The sequence below is a fragment of the Brevundimonas sp. FV1ye28 genome, from assembly GCF_058681135.1.
Map to the genome: position 1 here is coordinate 1,649,076 of NZ_CM178731.1, position 13,489 is coordinate 1,662,564.

The 13,489-nt window shown below is 67.1% G+C and carries 10 protein-coding genes; 5 read left to right on the forward strand and 5 right to left on the reverse strand.

Annotated features, from left to right (window positions below; genetic code table 11):
* Positions 1-67 precede the first annotated feature (67 nt).
* Genes ACW171_RS08185 through ACW171_RS08200 form a run of 4 tightly spaced genes read left to right on the forward strand, consistent with a single transcriptional unit; the run spans position 68 to position 1,833 of the window.
* A complete protein-coding gene (locus ACW171_RS08185) occupies positions 68-454 on the forward strand; it encodes a response regulator (protein WP_492092681.1) in 387 nt (128 codons plus the stop codon).
* A gap of 1 nt (position 455) precedes the next feature.
* Positions 456-767, forward strand: coding sequence for a hypothetical protein (locus ACW171_RS08190; RefSeq protein WP_492092682.1), 312 nt, complete (start codon positions 456-458; stop codon positions 765-767).
* Positions 764-1,333 carry a response regulator gene (locus tag ACW171_RS08195; protein ID WP_492092683.1) on the forward strand — a complete coding sequence of 190 codons (570 nt, stop codon included), beginning with the start codon at positions 764-766 and terminating at the stop codon, positions 1,331-1,333. The genes ACW171_RS08190 and ACW171_RS08195 overlap by 4 nt, the downstream gene beginning before the upstream one ends.
* On the forward strand, positions 1,330-1,833 hold the full coding sequence (locus ACW171_RS08200; protein ID WP_492092684.1) for a hypothetical protein: 504 nt from the start codon (positions 1,330-1,332) through the stop codon (positions 1,831-1,833). Before ACW171_RS08195 ends, ACW171_RS08200 begins: the two co-directional genes overlap by 4 nt.
* On the opposite strand, the gene ACW171_RS08205 is transcribed toward ACW171_RS08200, so the two are convergent.
* Positions 1,815-4,070 (reverse strand): glycoside hydrolase family 88 protein, encoded by a 2,256-nt coding sequence (locus ACW171_RS08205; RefSeq protein WP_492092685.1) that lies wholly within the window; start codon positions 4,068-4,070, stop codon positions 1,815-1,817. The two genes, ACW171_RS08200 and ACW171_RS08205, sit on opposite strands and share 19 nt — an antisense overlap.
* A 127-nt stretch (positions 4,071-4,197) precedes the next feature.
* Here ACW171_RS08205 and ACW171_RS08210 point away from each other — a divergent pair, with 127 nt between their 5' ends.
* Complete coding sequence (locus ACW171_RS08210) at positions 4,198-5,577, forward strand: glycoside hydrolase family 28 protein (RefSeq protein ID WP_492092686.1); 1,380 nt, start codon at positions 4,198-4,200, stop codon at positions 5,575-5,577.
* Positions 5,578-5,808: 231 nt separating this feature from the next.
* On the opposite strand, the gene ACW171_RS08215 is transcribed toward ACW171_RS08210, so the two are convergent.
* The 4 genes from ACW171_RS08215 to ACW171_RS08230 form a co-directional block, all read right to left on the reverse strand.
* Positions 5,809-8,568 (reverse strand): TonB-dependent receptor, encoded by a 2,760-nt coding sequence (locus ACW171_RS08215; RefSeq protein WP_492092687.1) that lies wholly within the window; start codon positions 8,566-8,568, stop codon positions 5,809-5,811.
* Between the two features lie 157 nt (positions 8,569-8,725).
* Positions 8,726-10,180: an oligogalacturonate lyase family protein gene (locus tag ACW171_RS08220; protein WP_492092688.1), complete on the reverse strand. Its 1,455-nt coding sequence runs from the start codon at positions 10,178-10,180 to the stop codon at positions 8,726-8,728.
* Between the two features lie 25 nt (positions 10,181-10,205).
* Entirely contained in the window at positions 10,206-12,527 is a 2,322-nt protein-coding gene (locus tag ACW171_RS08225; protein WP_492092689.1) for a hypothetical protein, read from the reverse strand.
* 57 nt (positions 12,528-12,584) lie between these two features.
* Positions 12,585-13,487: an amidohydrolase family protein gene (locus ACW171_RS08230; protein WP_492092690.1), complete on the reverse strand. Its 903-nt coding sequence runs from the start codon at positions 13,485-13,487 to the stop codon at positions 12,585-12,587.
* Positions 13,488-13,489 lie beyond the last annotated feature (2 nt).

Genomic DNA, 13,489 nt, shown 5'->3' on the forward strand with positions numbered 1-13,489 from the left:
TCCCGCTCGTCTTTAGGTTGTTTTGACGGGGCCGGCGCGCGGCCTGTTGGAGGAGAGCGGAGATCGCATGGCCGTCGACAAAACGATGAATGTTCTGGTGGTGGACGACTACAAGTCCATGGTCCGGATCGTCCGGGGCCTGCTGAACCAGCTGGGCTTCGCCAATGTGGACGAGGCGATGGACGGGCCGTCGGCGCTGTCGATGATCCGGTCCAAGGACTACGGCCTGGTCCTTTCTGACTGGAACATGCAGCCGATGACGGGGCTGGAGCTGCTGAAGGAAGTCCGGGCCGAGCCGCGGACCCGCACCCTGCCCTTCGTCATGGTCACCGCCGAGGCCAAGGCCGAGAACGTCGTCGCCGCACGACAGGCCGGAGTGAACAACTACGTCATCAAGCCCTTTACCCTGGCGGTGCTGAAACAGAAGCTGACCACCGTGCTGGGCGAGCTCTGAGGTGGAGGTCCTGATCGAGATCGAGACGCTGAAATCCGAGCTGGAGGCGGCGTGCGACGCCCTGTTGTCGGCGGCGCAGACGGGATTGGAGTTGTCGGAGGACACGCCGGTCGATGGCGAGGCGGTCGCCCTAATGTTCGCCGAGATCCTGGGGCTGTGCGCCTTTCAGGATCTGGCGGGACAGAGACTGGACCGGATGTCGAGGGCGATATTGGGCGGGGTGGCGGACCAGCGGCCCGATGCGCATCTGCTGAACGGTCCGACCAGGGGCGGTCTGGATCAGGCCGCCGCGGACGCCCTGTTCGAGCAATGAGCCTGCCGACCACGCGTCTGGGACTGAAGGGGGTGGCGCCGCTGATCGTGGACGACAACGTCCAGTCGCTGGATCTCGTCTCGGCGATCCTGATGGGGTTCGGCATCAACAAGGCGGTCAAATGCGGCTCGGCGGCCGAGGCGCGGGATGCCCTGCTGACGCGGGCTTTCGACCTGATCATCGTCGATTGCGAGATGCCCGATGAAGATGGCTATGGACTGATCCGGCATATCCGCGGCGATCCGCAGGCGCCCAACTTCACCGCGCCGGTGCTGATGATGAGCGCGCTGACGCCGCGGTCCAAGATCGAGGCGGCGCGGGACGGGGGGGCCAACTTCACCATCGCCAAGCCGGTGTCGCCGACGACGCTGCTGCAACGGATGCTGTGGATCGCCCAGAGCCGCAGGATGTTCATCTCCGACCCCGGCTACTGCGGGCCGGACCGGCGGTTCCGCACCGTTCCCCTGCCCGAGGGCATGAGCGAGCGGAGGAACGCCGACCTGATCCTGACCGCCAAGCCCGAGCGCGCCCTGTCTCAGGACGAGATCGACGGACTGTTCACATGACGCGCGCATCGACCGTCGCCTTCGTGCCGCGCAACCGACTGTCGAACATCCTGACGAGCCCCGACGGCAAAAGTTTCGCCGATCATGTGTGCCGCGCGGAGGAAGCCGTGCAGGCGATCGCGCCCGCGCTGACGGCAGGGATCGGCGTCGATGTGCGGGCCCTGGTACGGCTCTGCCGTCAGGCGGAAGGGGATACTTTCGGCCAGTGCCGCGAGATCGGCTGGCTGGCGCTGAGGATCGTCGAGAGCGCGCGGCTGGCCGGACGGCCGGCGCTGGCGGAGATCGCCCAGGGGGTGTGGGAGATGATCGACGCCCTGTCCGGGCGCGGCGTCTGGCACACCGATGCGCTGAGCCTGCACAGTGATGCGCTGGCCGTGATGCTCGCCGAAGAGGGCGAGGGGTTCGACGGCCTGAGCCTGACGCGGGAACTGGCGCGACTGCGTCAGGCCATAGGGGTGGGAACGGCACCCATGACGGCCGGTCAGAACTCTGGCGTCTGACCGGCCACGAAGGTCTCCCAGGCCTCGCGCGTGGCGAAGTCGAGACCGTGATCCCAGGCCGAGCCCATGTAGTAGGTGAAGGGCACGCCGGGGGTGACGCGGACCAGGATCAGATAGTTCTCGGCGTCCTGGGCGAAGCCTTCGACCATGGCCGGATCGACCAGGATGGCGATGCCGAGCGAGCCATGATCCGGGCTGGTCGGTTCCCAGAACATCAGGCGGCCGTTCGCCTGATCCCGCGTCACAAAGCCGGCGCCGGCGTCGTTGGTGCGTTTCGAGATGCCGATGCCCACGATCAGGGGCTCGGCGCTGTCCGACTGGAGCGTCGAGGTCATGCGGGTGAAGTTCGAGCCCAGCGGCAGGGAGAACTCGCGCGTCTCCCAGACCCGGCGGGCGACATCGACGGGCCAGGGGCGATAGTCGACGGTGAAGCGGGCCTCGTCGCCGCCCGTCTCCTCGATGCGATGGGTGGAGAAGTTGCGGCTGGTCCAGAGCTTGTTGTCGAACCAGATGCCGAGCCCGCCTGCGCCGCGACCGCGACCGACGTCGTAGAAGTCGAGGCCTTCGCCCCGGTCGGTGTGGTAGTTCGGGAAGCGCAGCTGGCGGTCCATGTAGGGGTAGCGCACGCGCTTGGCCCAGACGTCGATGCCCGATCCGGACGGCGGCTCGCGCCCCTCCAGCGTCGGGCCATAGATGCGGTGGGCGACGCGGTCGTTCTCCCACAACAGGTCGTCGAGGCGGTCCGGCGCGAACCGAGCGACGGCGCGCGGAACCTGTTCCTCTTCCGTCGGCGGGGTGAGGCGTTCGATGGTCGAGGGCCGGCCGAGACCGGCGGGGTCGTAAGCCAAGGCGCGGGTGGCGCGCATCTCGGCGTCGCGGCGCGCCTGTTCTTCCGGACCGCGCACGGTGACCGGAGCCGGCGGGGTCGGGGTGGTGGCGGCGATGACCTCGGCGCTGTCGCGCGCGGGTTCGGCCAGAGGAAGGGACTTCACCGGACTGCTCAGGTCGGCGATCTCCAGACCGGCGAGGATATAGGTCCCGGCCACATACAGGCCGGTGTCGGTCGGGGCGGTGGAGACGGGCTGGTCGCCGGTCTTCTGGGCCGCGCCGATCAGGCCGTTCGGCAGGACGTGCTCGTTCAGCGCCGCCCAGCCCTTCTGGATCACCGGCAGATAGGTCGCGCGGTCCAGAAGGCCGTGGTTCACGCCCCAGGCGAGGGCATAGACATAGAAGACCGAGCCAGAGGTCTCGGCCTCGGGATAGGTTTCGGGATCGAGCAGGCTGGCGCGCCACAGGCCGTCGTCCTGCTGCAGCTCGGCGATGCGCGGGGCCATCTCCTGGAACAGATCGACATAGTACTGGCGGCCCGCGAAATTGGCCGGGACGCTTTCCAGCCAGCGGACCAGCCCGCCCATGACCCAGCCGTTGGCGCGCGACCAGAAGATGCGGTCGCCGTCGGCGTCGCGATGTTTCTGGTCCTTGAAGCGCTCGTCGCGCAGGAACAGCCGTTCCTCCGGCGCCCACAGTCGCTCGGCCGTGCGACGCCATTCCTTGTCGGCGGCGATCAGGTATTTCGGGTCGCCGGTGATGGCCGACATTCGGGCCAGGACCGGCGGCGCCATATAGAGGGCGTCGGCCCACCACCAGACCAAGGCGGGCGTCTCGGTCGCGCGGTTCAGGTGCGGAACCTGCCAGTCCAGACGCTGACGCAGTGGCATCAGGACGCCTTCCTGGCCGCGCCTAGAATAGAGTTCTTCGTAGAGGTCGCCGATGGTGATGTCGTCGGCGTTCAGCATGGTCGGGCCGGAGCGGGCGCCGCGGACGCTGTAGTTATAATGCTCGGCCACGGCGGTCAGGAACCGCAGGGTCTCGGGGTCGTCGGAGACGCGGGCAAGGCGGGCGGCGCCGACGTAGAAGGTCGCGGCGACCCAGTTGGACGACATCTGCGACAGGTTGCTGCCGGTCGACAGGGCAAGCGGCTCGGACGCCATCGCGGCGATCTGGGACGATGCGACATATTCGACGGCCGCCAGGGCTTCGGCGCGCGACGGCAGGTGGGCCGGGTCGGTGTTCAGGGCAGGACGCGGCCGTGCCTGCAGCCACTCGGCCTCGACGCCCGGAGACAAGGTGGGAGAAGCTTGGGCCGCCGGGGTCTGCGCCTGAACGGTCGTCCCGATCGCGGTCGTCGTGAGCAGGGCGGCGGCGAGGCCGCAAGCGGCTCGTGAAGCGAATGACATCGGTTACCTCCGTGACGGCTACGCGTCTTGCGCTCACCCTAACGTTCGCTATCGTGAGACGGAAGAACAGAATGTGGGAAACTCTGACGCAGACCGTCAGGTTACGCCATCGCACCGGAGGACCATCATGCACCGTCGCAACCTGCTTCGTCTCGGCCTGACCGGCGTGCTGGCGACGGCCACGCCCGCCTTCGCGCAATCCTCGGGCCGCACGTTCGACGCTGCAGATTTCGGCGCGGTCGGCGACGGTGAGACGATCAACACCCGCCCGATCCAGGCCGCAATCGACGCGGCGGCGGGCGCGGGCGGCGGGACGGTGGTGCTGAAGCCCGGCGTCTATCTGTCCGGCTCGCTGTTCGTGAAGTCGGGCGTGACCCTGATGATCGGCCGCGGCGCGACGGTGAAGGGCCTGCGCGACCTGGCCGCCTATCCGATGGTCCGCACCCGCGTCGCCGGGATCGAGATGGACTGGCCTGCCGGTCTGCTGAACGTCTACCAGCAGCGCGGCGCGAAGATCACCGGCGAGGGGCTGGTCGACGGCGACGGCAAGGTCTTCTGGGACAGCTACTGGGCCATGCGGCGCGACTATGATCCGCGCGACCTACGCTGGGCCGCCGACTACGACTGCCGCCGCCCTCGCCTGATCCACATCTATGATTCCGACGAGGTCGAGGTATCGGGGCTGAACCTGGCGCGATCCGGGTTCTGGACCGTGCATGTCTGTTATTCGCGCGACGTGAAGGTCGCCGACCTGATCATCCGCAACAACCTCGGCGGACGCGGCCCCTCGACGGACGGGATCGACATCGACTCGTCCGAACGGGTGCTGGTCGAGCGCTGCGACCTGTCGGTCAACGACGACGCCATCTGTATCAAGGCCGGACGGGACTGGGACGGCCTGCGCGTCGCCCGCCCGTGCCGCGAAGTGCGGATCAGGGACTGTATCGTCCGCGATGCGCTCGCCGGAATGACGTTCGGATCGGAGACGTCGGGCGGGTTCGAGGACATCGAGGTGTCGGGCCTGAGGATCGAGTATCCGGTGCCGCTGGGAATCTTCTTCAAGTCGGGCCACACGCGCGGCGGGGTCATCTCGAACATCCGTATCCGCGACGTCTTCATGCAGGACGTGGCGACCCTGTTCCGGGTGAACCTCAACTGGTACCCGAACTACAGCTACGCCCAGATCCCGGCGGGGATCACGGACGTGCCCGACTACTGGCGGGCGCTGGCGACGCCGGTGCCGCGCGAGCAGGGCATTCCCCGGATCCACAACGTCCGCCTGTCCGACATGAAGGTCGTCGGCGGCAAGGTCGGGTTCGAGGCGGCCGCCTATGCCGAGGCGCCGCTGACGGACTTCGCGTTCGAGCGACTGGACTGGGACGTGCGGGACGCCGGGACCATCGCCAATGCGAGGGACTGGCGGTTCACCGACTGCAATATCGACACCCTGGACGGCAAGGGGCCGAGGGTCACGGATTCGACGGGCGTGACGGGGTTGCGGGCCTAAGCCGCGTCCCCTTTCCCTCTTTCGTCATCCTCCGGCGCGAAGCGACCGGGGGACGCAGCGGCGCGCGGGAGCGCGAACCTGTCGCGGACACAACCTGCCTGAACAGATCGCCTTAGGCGCCTCCCCCGGTCCGATCTTCGATCGGCCGGAGGATGACGAAAGACAAAAAGACGGCCCGGAGCGAATGCTCCGGGCCGAGGTCTGCTCTGGAAAAATTTCCGAGGGAGGAGATCAGTATTTCCAGCGCAATCCGATGGCGACCTCGCGGCCCGTGTGACGATAGTCGGACACGCGATCCAGGGCGTCGACATACCGATCGACATACTCGTCGGTCATGTTGATGCCTTCCAGCGACAACGTCATGCTGTCGGTGAAGTCGTAGGACATCGAGAAATCGATGTTGGTCGTGTCGTTCACGCCCTCTTCCGAGTTGCCGTTCGCGCCCGGGAAGGACAGCAGATACTGGCTGCGGTGAGCGGCCGAGACGCGGGCCTGGAACGGACCGTCCTCGTAATAGAGGGTGGCGTTGGCGGTGTTCTTGGACTGGCCCGTCAGACGGTTCTTGCCGGCCGTGCCGTAACCCACTTCCGAATCGACGAAGGTGACGTTGCCGACGAAGCCGAAGTTCGACCAGAAGCCGGGCAGGAAGGTGAAGGGCTGCTGGTACTGGATTTCAATGCCGTCCAGGGTGCCGCCGTCGCCGTTGATACGGCGCGTGACCTGGAAGATATCGGTCGGCTGGGCGGCGCCCTGCAGCAGTTCCAGCGGCAGACCCAGGGTGTTGTAGGCCAGGCCTTCGGTCACCGAGGTGATGAAGCTGTCGATCTCCTTGTGGAAGACGGCGACGGCCAGGAGGCCTTCGTTCTGGAAATACCACTCGATCGAGGCGTCGTAGTTGGTGGCGCGGAACGGGTTCAGCAGCGGGTTGCCGTAGGAGACCGTACGTGTGGTCGGAGCCACCGACCCGCCGGGCGTCAGGTCGCCGAGGGTCGGACGCGACATGACCTTGGCGGCAGCCAGACGGATGACCACGTCCTCTCGCGGCTCGATCGCGAGGTTGAACGACGGGAGGGTGTCGGAATAGTCGTTCTCGGTCGTGACGTAGTTGTAGGCGGGAACGCCGCCGACCGTGATGGTCTGCCAGCCCTTGGCCGTGACTTCGGTCGTGGCGTAGCGGATGCCGGCGTTGCCGCGCACGACCCAGCTGCCCAGCATGGTGTTGAAGTCGGTCTGGAAGAAGATGCCGTTGTCGGTCTCGTCCACCTCGCGCTCGCTGCGGTTCGGAAGCAGCGGGTCGTTGTAGTTGGTCAGGGTGCGGGCCAGGGCGTCGATGTCCGGCACGATGAAGCGCAGATCGGTTCCCGAGGGGGCGTCGACATAGCCGGCGATATCGACGATGCGACCTACTCCGTCGACGCCGACGATCCGGTTGACGCCCGTCGGCGATGCGTTGGGGCGGGCCAGGCCGAAGGTCTCGAAGGCATAGGTGCGGTATTCGCCGCCCAGCTTGAAGCTGATCGAGTCGGTCCAGTCATAGGCCAGGGCGCCGGCCGCGACGTTGTTCCCGAAGTTGCCGCCGCCGCTCGAGCGGGTGGCGTTGACCAGGGTGAAGCGCTGGCCCGAGGTGACGTCGAAGCCGTAGTCGAGCAGCGGCTGGCGATTATTCTCGCGCGCATCGAAGGTGTAAGTGTTGTTGGCCGCCGTCTCGAAGCGATAGGCGACGTTCAGCGGCGTGCGGGCTTCCGAGCGGTTGACGCCCAGCTTCAGGGTCCCGTGCAGGCGGTCGGTGAAGTCGTGACGCGCGTTCAGCGAGGCCTGGTAGAAGTTCGACTCGTTGCGCGAGAAGCCGTTCTCAGCCGCCACGATCATGTTATCGAAGACGCCGTAGGAGAAGGCGTTGCGGGACGCATCGATCGCATAGTCGCGGACGACGACCTGGTTGACGGCCGCGCGGCTGAACGACCAGGCCTCGATGTTCGGGCTCTCGGTCTCGGAGTTGAAGCGCGACCACAGAAGGTCGAGGTTGACCTCGGTGGTTTCACGAGGACGCCATTGCAGGGCGGCGGTCATGCCCAGCCGGTCCTCGAAGGTCTCACCCAGGGTGTAGCGGGGAATACGCGGATAGAAGGCGTTCAGCACCTCGGTCCGCTGGGCGGTAGTGGTGCAGGGAATGCAGCCCCCGAAGTTCGTGCCGCGGCCATAGGGCGAGCCGGTCGTCGGGTTGACATTGGTCGGATCGCCTTTCTGCCAGCGCGTCGTGTTGAAGCTGCCCAGCACCGGCGCGCGTTCGGAATAGGCCACCGACACCAGGGCGCCGAAGGTCTGGTCCTCATTGGACCAGCTCAGCAGGCCGGCGAGGCGCGGAATGGTCGTCTCCGACAGGTCGTTGTAGGAGGCCTGGGCCGAGAGGGCCGAACGGAAGCCCGGCTCGTTGAAGTCCAGCGGACGGCCGGTCTGGAGATCGACGGTGGCGCCCAGCGAACCCTCTTCGATTTCGGCGGACTGGGTCTTGCGGACGCGGATCGAATTGAACAGCTCGGATGCGAACATCGAGAAGTCGAACGAGCGGTTGCGGTTGCCGCCGTTGGCCGCCTGGGCCTCCAGGCCGTTGATCCGGGTGCGGGTGAAGTCCGAACCCAGGCCGCGCACGGAGATGGTCGTGCCCTGACCGTTGACCCGGTCGATGGTCACGCCGGGCAGGCGCTGGATGGCCTCGGCCAGGTTCTGGTCGGGGAAGTCGGCGATGTCCTCGGCCAGGATGGCGTCCACGGCGCCGGCCTCGTTGCGCTTGATCGACAAGGCCTGTTGCAGCGAGGAGCGGAAGCCCGTGACGACGATCTCGTCGACCTCCGTGGCGTCGTCCTGCGCGGCAGGCGCCGGGTTCGGTTGCGGAGCCGTCTGGGCGGCGGCGATCTGGGGCGTAAGGGCGACGGCCAGTATCGCGATGGCGGACGCGCTGGACGCAAGTGTGACGTGGCTGGACCGGCTCATGGTGTCTTCTCCCCGCCCGGCGCTCATGGCACCGGTGTCATTAGTTGAAATGGCGTTGCGACCTTTGGGATCACAGCCCGTTCCACTTTCTGCAACAGCTTCTCGCTTTTTGCAACAGAACATCGAGTCGGGTCTCGAAGGACCGTCAGATCGGGTGTCAGGCCTGGGCGACCTCGACCGCATAGACGTGGTTGCGACCGTGCATGTTGGAGACGAACACGATCCATCGGCCGTTCGGCGTGAAGGTGAGGTTGGGCTCGAGCCGGTAGTCGTGCCCCCCCATGTCCACGAGCCGCTCGGACCGCAGATACTCGACCGAGATCAGGTCCGGCTGATCGCTCATCGGGTCGCCGTCGACGATCGGCTCGGGCTTCAGAAGGACGATCCATTTGCCGTCCGGCGCATGGGCGACCATGTCGCCGTCCCCGCCGTCGCCGGCGAACAGGGTCCCGTCGGGCGAGGCGTTGAAATGGACCGACCAGTCATTCTGTTCGACGCGGCGATAGATCCGCTTGCCCGTCTCCAGATCCACCGAGGCAACCCAGAAGACCTGGCCGCGCGGCGTCTGCAGATCGTAGTGGACCTGTCTGCCGTCGGGGCTGAACCACTCGTGCCCGAAGATCTCGAAGTTCATCGTGCGATGGTGAGTCTTCCTCAGACCCGTGCCGTCGGCGCGGATAGCCCACATCCGGTCGACCCGGTGCCAAGGGCCTTCGTGGCAGAAGATGATCTGCTGAGGATCGGTCGGCGAGAACTGGGTATGGCCGATCCACTCGTTGGTCTGGTGGATCACGCGACGCTCACCGGTCGCGATGTCGATCACGAAGATCTCCATCGGGTAGCGGGCGGCCCAGCGTTGCAGCATCCGCACGCCCTTGGCGCGGGCGAAGTTCAGGGGGCGGCCGTCCGGGCCGTTCGCGGCATACTCGGCCTGATCGAACCGGCGATTGCGGGGGTCCGGCACGGTCGGCTGCAGCGGCTCAGAGCCATAGGCCACGAAGCCCAGCAGCATGGTCTCGTCGGCGTTCACCGAGTTGATGTTGCCGTTCGGAACGCGGGCCACCTCGCGAGAAGCCCGGGTATCCACGTCGATGACGAAAATGGTCTTGGCCCGGTCCATCAACTGGCCGTCGCTCGGGGCGGTCACGGAATAGTAGACGTTGCGACCCGCCCGGCCCGTGAACATCAGGTCGGCGTGTTCGTCGGGCACGAGGACGCTGACGGTCCAGTCAGACAGGTCGACGGTCGAGATGCCCTGGGGCGTCGAGATGACCATCAGATCCGGCAAGCCCGCCTTCTTCGGCACGAACATGTTCTTGTAGAAATACGGCTTGCCGCCGCCCCCGTCCGGAGAGATGCGGCGGATGCGGTGGCCGGTCTTTTCGTCGATCCACTCGGTTGGCACCGGACCATCCCAGGTCGGGAACTCGGGCGGGGTCTCCTGCACCGAAGGCGGGGCGGTGTTGGGCGCGGGCCAGACCGGCGTCTGGCCCGACGCCTGCGGGGCGACGGTCGGGGCAGTGCGGGCCTGGGCATGGGCGACGGATGCGAATGCGCCTGCGGCCGGGGCGGCGAGCAGGGCCTTGAGCGCAGTGCGGCGTGAGGTCGTCATGGGGCGTTCCTCTTCTTTGTTCTGATCAGGGGGCGGGCGTGAGGCCTTCGACCCGGACGGTCCAGCCGTCCCTCGGAAAGCCGGGCGCATGTCCGGTGGAGCCGTCCCAGCCCGCCGCCATCAGGCCCACGGCCATCAGCAGCGACCCGTTCGACGGGAAATAGGTCTCGGCCGCGCGGCGGTAGCCGGGACCGTCGGGATTTATCGCCATCTGCACCCCGCCCGCGCCGGCCGAGACTGGCACCAGTTCGTCCGCATGCTCGTCCAGGTGGACGCGCGGCGTCATGCCGGTGACGCCCCACTGATTGTTCTTGAGGTCGGCGAACAGCCAGTCGACGGCCTTTTCGGGTTCGCCCAGACGCGCGGCCGTCATGGCCATCATGGGGAAGTCCCAGCCCCAGGTCTGGCGCACGTCCCAGTTGGCCTCGACCGCCTCGAAGGTCCGGCGCATGGCCTCAGGATCGATCCGTGCACCGGGGATGAAGCCGTAGGCCATCAGGAAGGACGGGTGGTCGCGATTCTTGCACTGGGGCTCGGACGCGTGCTCCCGACATGCGTCCGAGGCGGCCGTCTGCCAGAAGTCCGGCAGGTTCTCGATCGGCAGATAGAGGCCGCCGTGCATCGGCGGCGGCGCGATCTTCACCAGAGCCTGGTCCCAGTCGGCGCGGCGCGGCTGACCCTTGCGGACCCGCCATTGTTGCGCCGTCTCCAGCGCCCAGCGGAAATACTCCAGCTCGAACGTCGGATTGGTGGTGGTCAGGGGATCGTAGTTTTCCTGGGCCGGGATCATCGGCGCGCCGAGGTTCAGACGCCCCTCACGCTCGATCGGCCAGGAGGCCAGCAGGTCGGCGGTGGACTCGACCAGTTCAGCGTAGCGCTCCAGCACGGCCGGGTCGTTGTCGGCACGCCAGACCAGTTCGGCCAGCAGGATCGGATGCGGCTGCTGCCACATGATGAAGGGCGAGACGAGGCTGGGGCTGTTGCGCCCTTCCGGCCCGGTCATCTTGGGCCACCAGGCGCCTTGGACGCCGTGACGGGCGGCCTCGGCGCGGGCGTTGCCGAGATTGCCCAGATACCAGGGCAGGCTGCGCTCCAGCATGTCGGCGTGCCCCCACATGGCCTGCCAGCCCGAATGCCACGGGTGCATTTCCAGATGGAATTTGCCGTACCAGGAGTTCGAGAACAGCCCCTCCTCCTGAGGCGGCAACTCCCCTGCCCCGTTCAAGGCGGACAGGTATTGCGACAGCACGACGCGGCGTTCGAGTTCGGCGGCGCGCGGGTCGGTGGAGCCCGAGAAATCGACGGCCCCGCCGTCGGTCCAGAAGTCATGCCAGTGAGCGGTCGTGGCTGCGACGCCGTCGGCGAAGGCGGGCGTCGCGGCGATCGGCTCGGCCTGGTCGAAGCGGACCGTGACGGTCAGGCGATCGCCGGTGCTCGCGGCGACATCGAATTCGGCGTCGCCGGCTCGTGTGACCCGGCCGTTCCCGGCGATGGCGGAGGTGAAGCTGGTCTCGTCGATGGCACGTCGGATGCGCGTTTCGTGGTCGGTCTGCGCCACGATGGAGAGGCTCTGCGCCCCTTCGGTTTCGAAGCTCGTCGTGTCCGGATTGATGGCCGGATTCACCGTCGGATAACGGACGCGGACGCCGAGGCCCGCGCTCTCGACGAGGGGCGAAGACACCTCGACCATGACCATGTCGAGCGTCGGATGCACCCGCGTCACCACCTCTACCGGCTGGCCATCATAGGCGAAGCGGCTGGTCAGGGCGCCGGTCCACAGGTCCAGGGTCTGGGTCGTGCCGGTGACCTTGGCGAAGTCCAGCGGCGCGCCGTCGGCGAGCGTCAGGCCGATCCGGCTCAGCGAGAACCGGTGCGGATTGGCGCGCAGCCAGGTGTAGGCCGGGTTGGTCTCCGCATCCGCCCACGACCGCATCCAGGCGTAGGGCTGCTCGCCTCGCCCTGGGACGGGCACCTGGATGAGGCCGTTCTGTTCGGTGTAGCCCTCCGGGTTCGGAAAGCTGTGCCAGGCCCACTGGGCCATGGTCAGCAGGGGGGCGAGTTCGGAGTATTGCTCGGGGAAGGTCTGCAAGCCCGTGATGTCGGCCGTGAAGCCGAGGTCGCCGTTGCCCAGCATGATCGGCGCGTGGCGGTCGATCTCGGTCAGGGTGACGTTGTGGCGGGTGACGAGGGCCCGACGGTCGATGCGCGTGGCGGGGGCGACGGCGGATGTCGGCACGCCCGCCCGTTCAACGGTCTGGGCGCAAGCCGCCATAGGCGCCGCCATGAGGACGGCCAGGCAGGCGGCGGCGAGCGCGCGCTGCTTTGTCGATCGAGTCGCGGTGACCATGGTCGTCTCTCCTGGGGTCCTCGGGCCCGGCCGTCTTGATGCGGCCTTGTGGCGAAATCAGATGCGGTAGATGGCCTCGGCGTTGGAGGCGAACAGACGGTCGCGCTCGGTCGCGCTGAAGTCGGCAGTGACGCTGTAGAAGGCGGAATAGACGGCGTCGAAGGTCCCGTGCGCCCGGTCGACCGGGAAGTCGGAGGCGAACATCGCGCGCTCCGTTCCGAAGGCTTCGATGCATTCCAGAATGATCGGCCGGACGCTATCGACCGACCAGCTGCGGTCGGTGATGCCGAGGCCCGAAATCTTGATCGAGATTTGCGGCTGGCGCGCAAGTTCGTGCAGGCCATCGCGCCACACGCGCATGCCCTCGGCGTCGCGATCGGTCGGCAGGCCGGCGTGATTGACGATCAGCGGCACCCGCGGATTGCGGCGCGCAATGCCCGCCGCCGTCTGCATCTGGACTGGATAGAGCTGCAGATCGAAGGACAGGTCGTGCCCCGCCAGCTTCGCCAGCCCCGCCTCCCAGGCCGGGTTCATCAGCGGGTCATGCGCGTTGTAGGTCTTTGACGGATCGGGGTGCCAGCAGACGATCTGGCGAATGCCCCGCACGTTCTTGCGCGCCGCATGCGCCTCAAGCAAGGCGTCGAGATCAGGGTCCAGCAGGTCGGCGCCCGCGACAATTCCCTGAGGGTAGCCGTAATCATCGGCCATGGCCTGGAGCCAGACCGTCTCGCCCAGATGCTGGCCGATCGGCAGGCCCGCCTCGACGTGGACGATCTTGTCGATGCGCCAGTCCCCCGCGTCCGCGAAATAGTCGCTCAGCAGATAGTTGCGATGAGCGATGCCGCTCATGTCGCCGCCCGGATTGTTGGGCAGGGGATCGTCTTGCAACCAGCCATAGCGGGCGCGCGACAGGTCCCACAGGTGGACGTGCGGATCGACGATGCGAAGGTCCGACGCCACCG

Coding starts and splice junctions, on each gene's coding strand:
- ACW171_RS08195 (WP_492092683.1), top strand. CDS start 764: ATGAGCCTGCCGACCACGCGTCTGGGACTGAAGGGGGTGGCGCCGCTG.
- ACW171_RS08205 (WP_492092685.1), bottom strand. CDS start 4,070: ATGTCATTCGCTTCACGAGCCGCTTGCGGCCTCGCCGCCGCCCTGCTC.
- ACW171_RS08200 (WP_492092684.1), top strand. CDS start 1,330: ATGACGCGCGCATCGACCGTCGCCTTCGTGCCGCGCAACCGACTGTCG.
- ACW171_RS08185 (WP_492092681.1), top strand. CDS start 68: ATGGCCGTCGACAAAACGATGAATGTTCTGGTGGTGGACGACTACAAG.
- ACW171_RS08220 (WP_492092688.1), bottom strand. CDS start 10,180: ATGACGACCTCACGCCGCACTGCGCTCAAGGCCCTGCTCGCCGCCCCG.
- ACW171_RS08225 (WP_492092689.1), bottom strand. CDS start 12,527: ATGGTCACCGCGACTCGATCGACAAAGCAGCGCGCGCTCGCCGCCGCC.
- ACW171_RS08215 (WP_492092687.1), bottom strand. CDS start 8,568: ATGAGCCGGTCCAGCCACGTCACACTTGCGTCCAGCGCGTCCGCCATC.
- ACW171_RS08210 (WP_492092686.1), top strand. CDS start 4,198: ATGCACCGTCGCAACCTGCTTCGTCTCGGCCTGACCGGCGTGCTGGCG.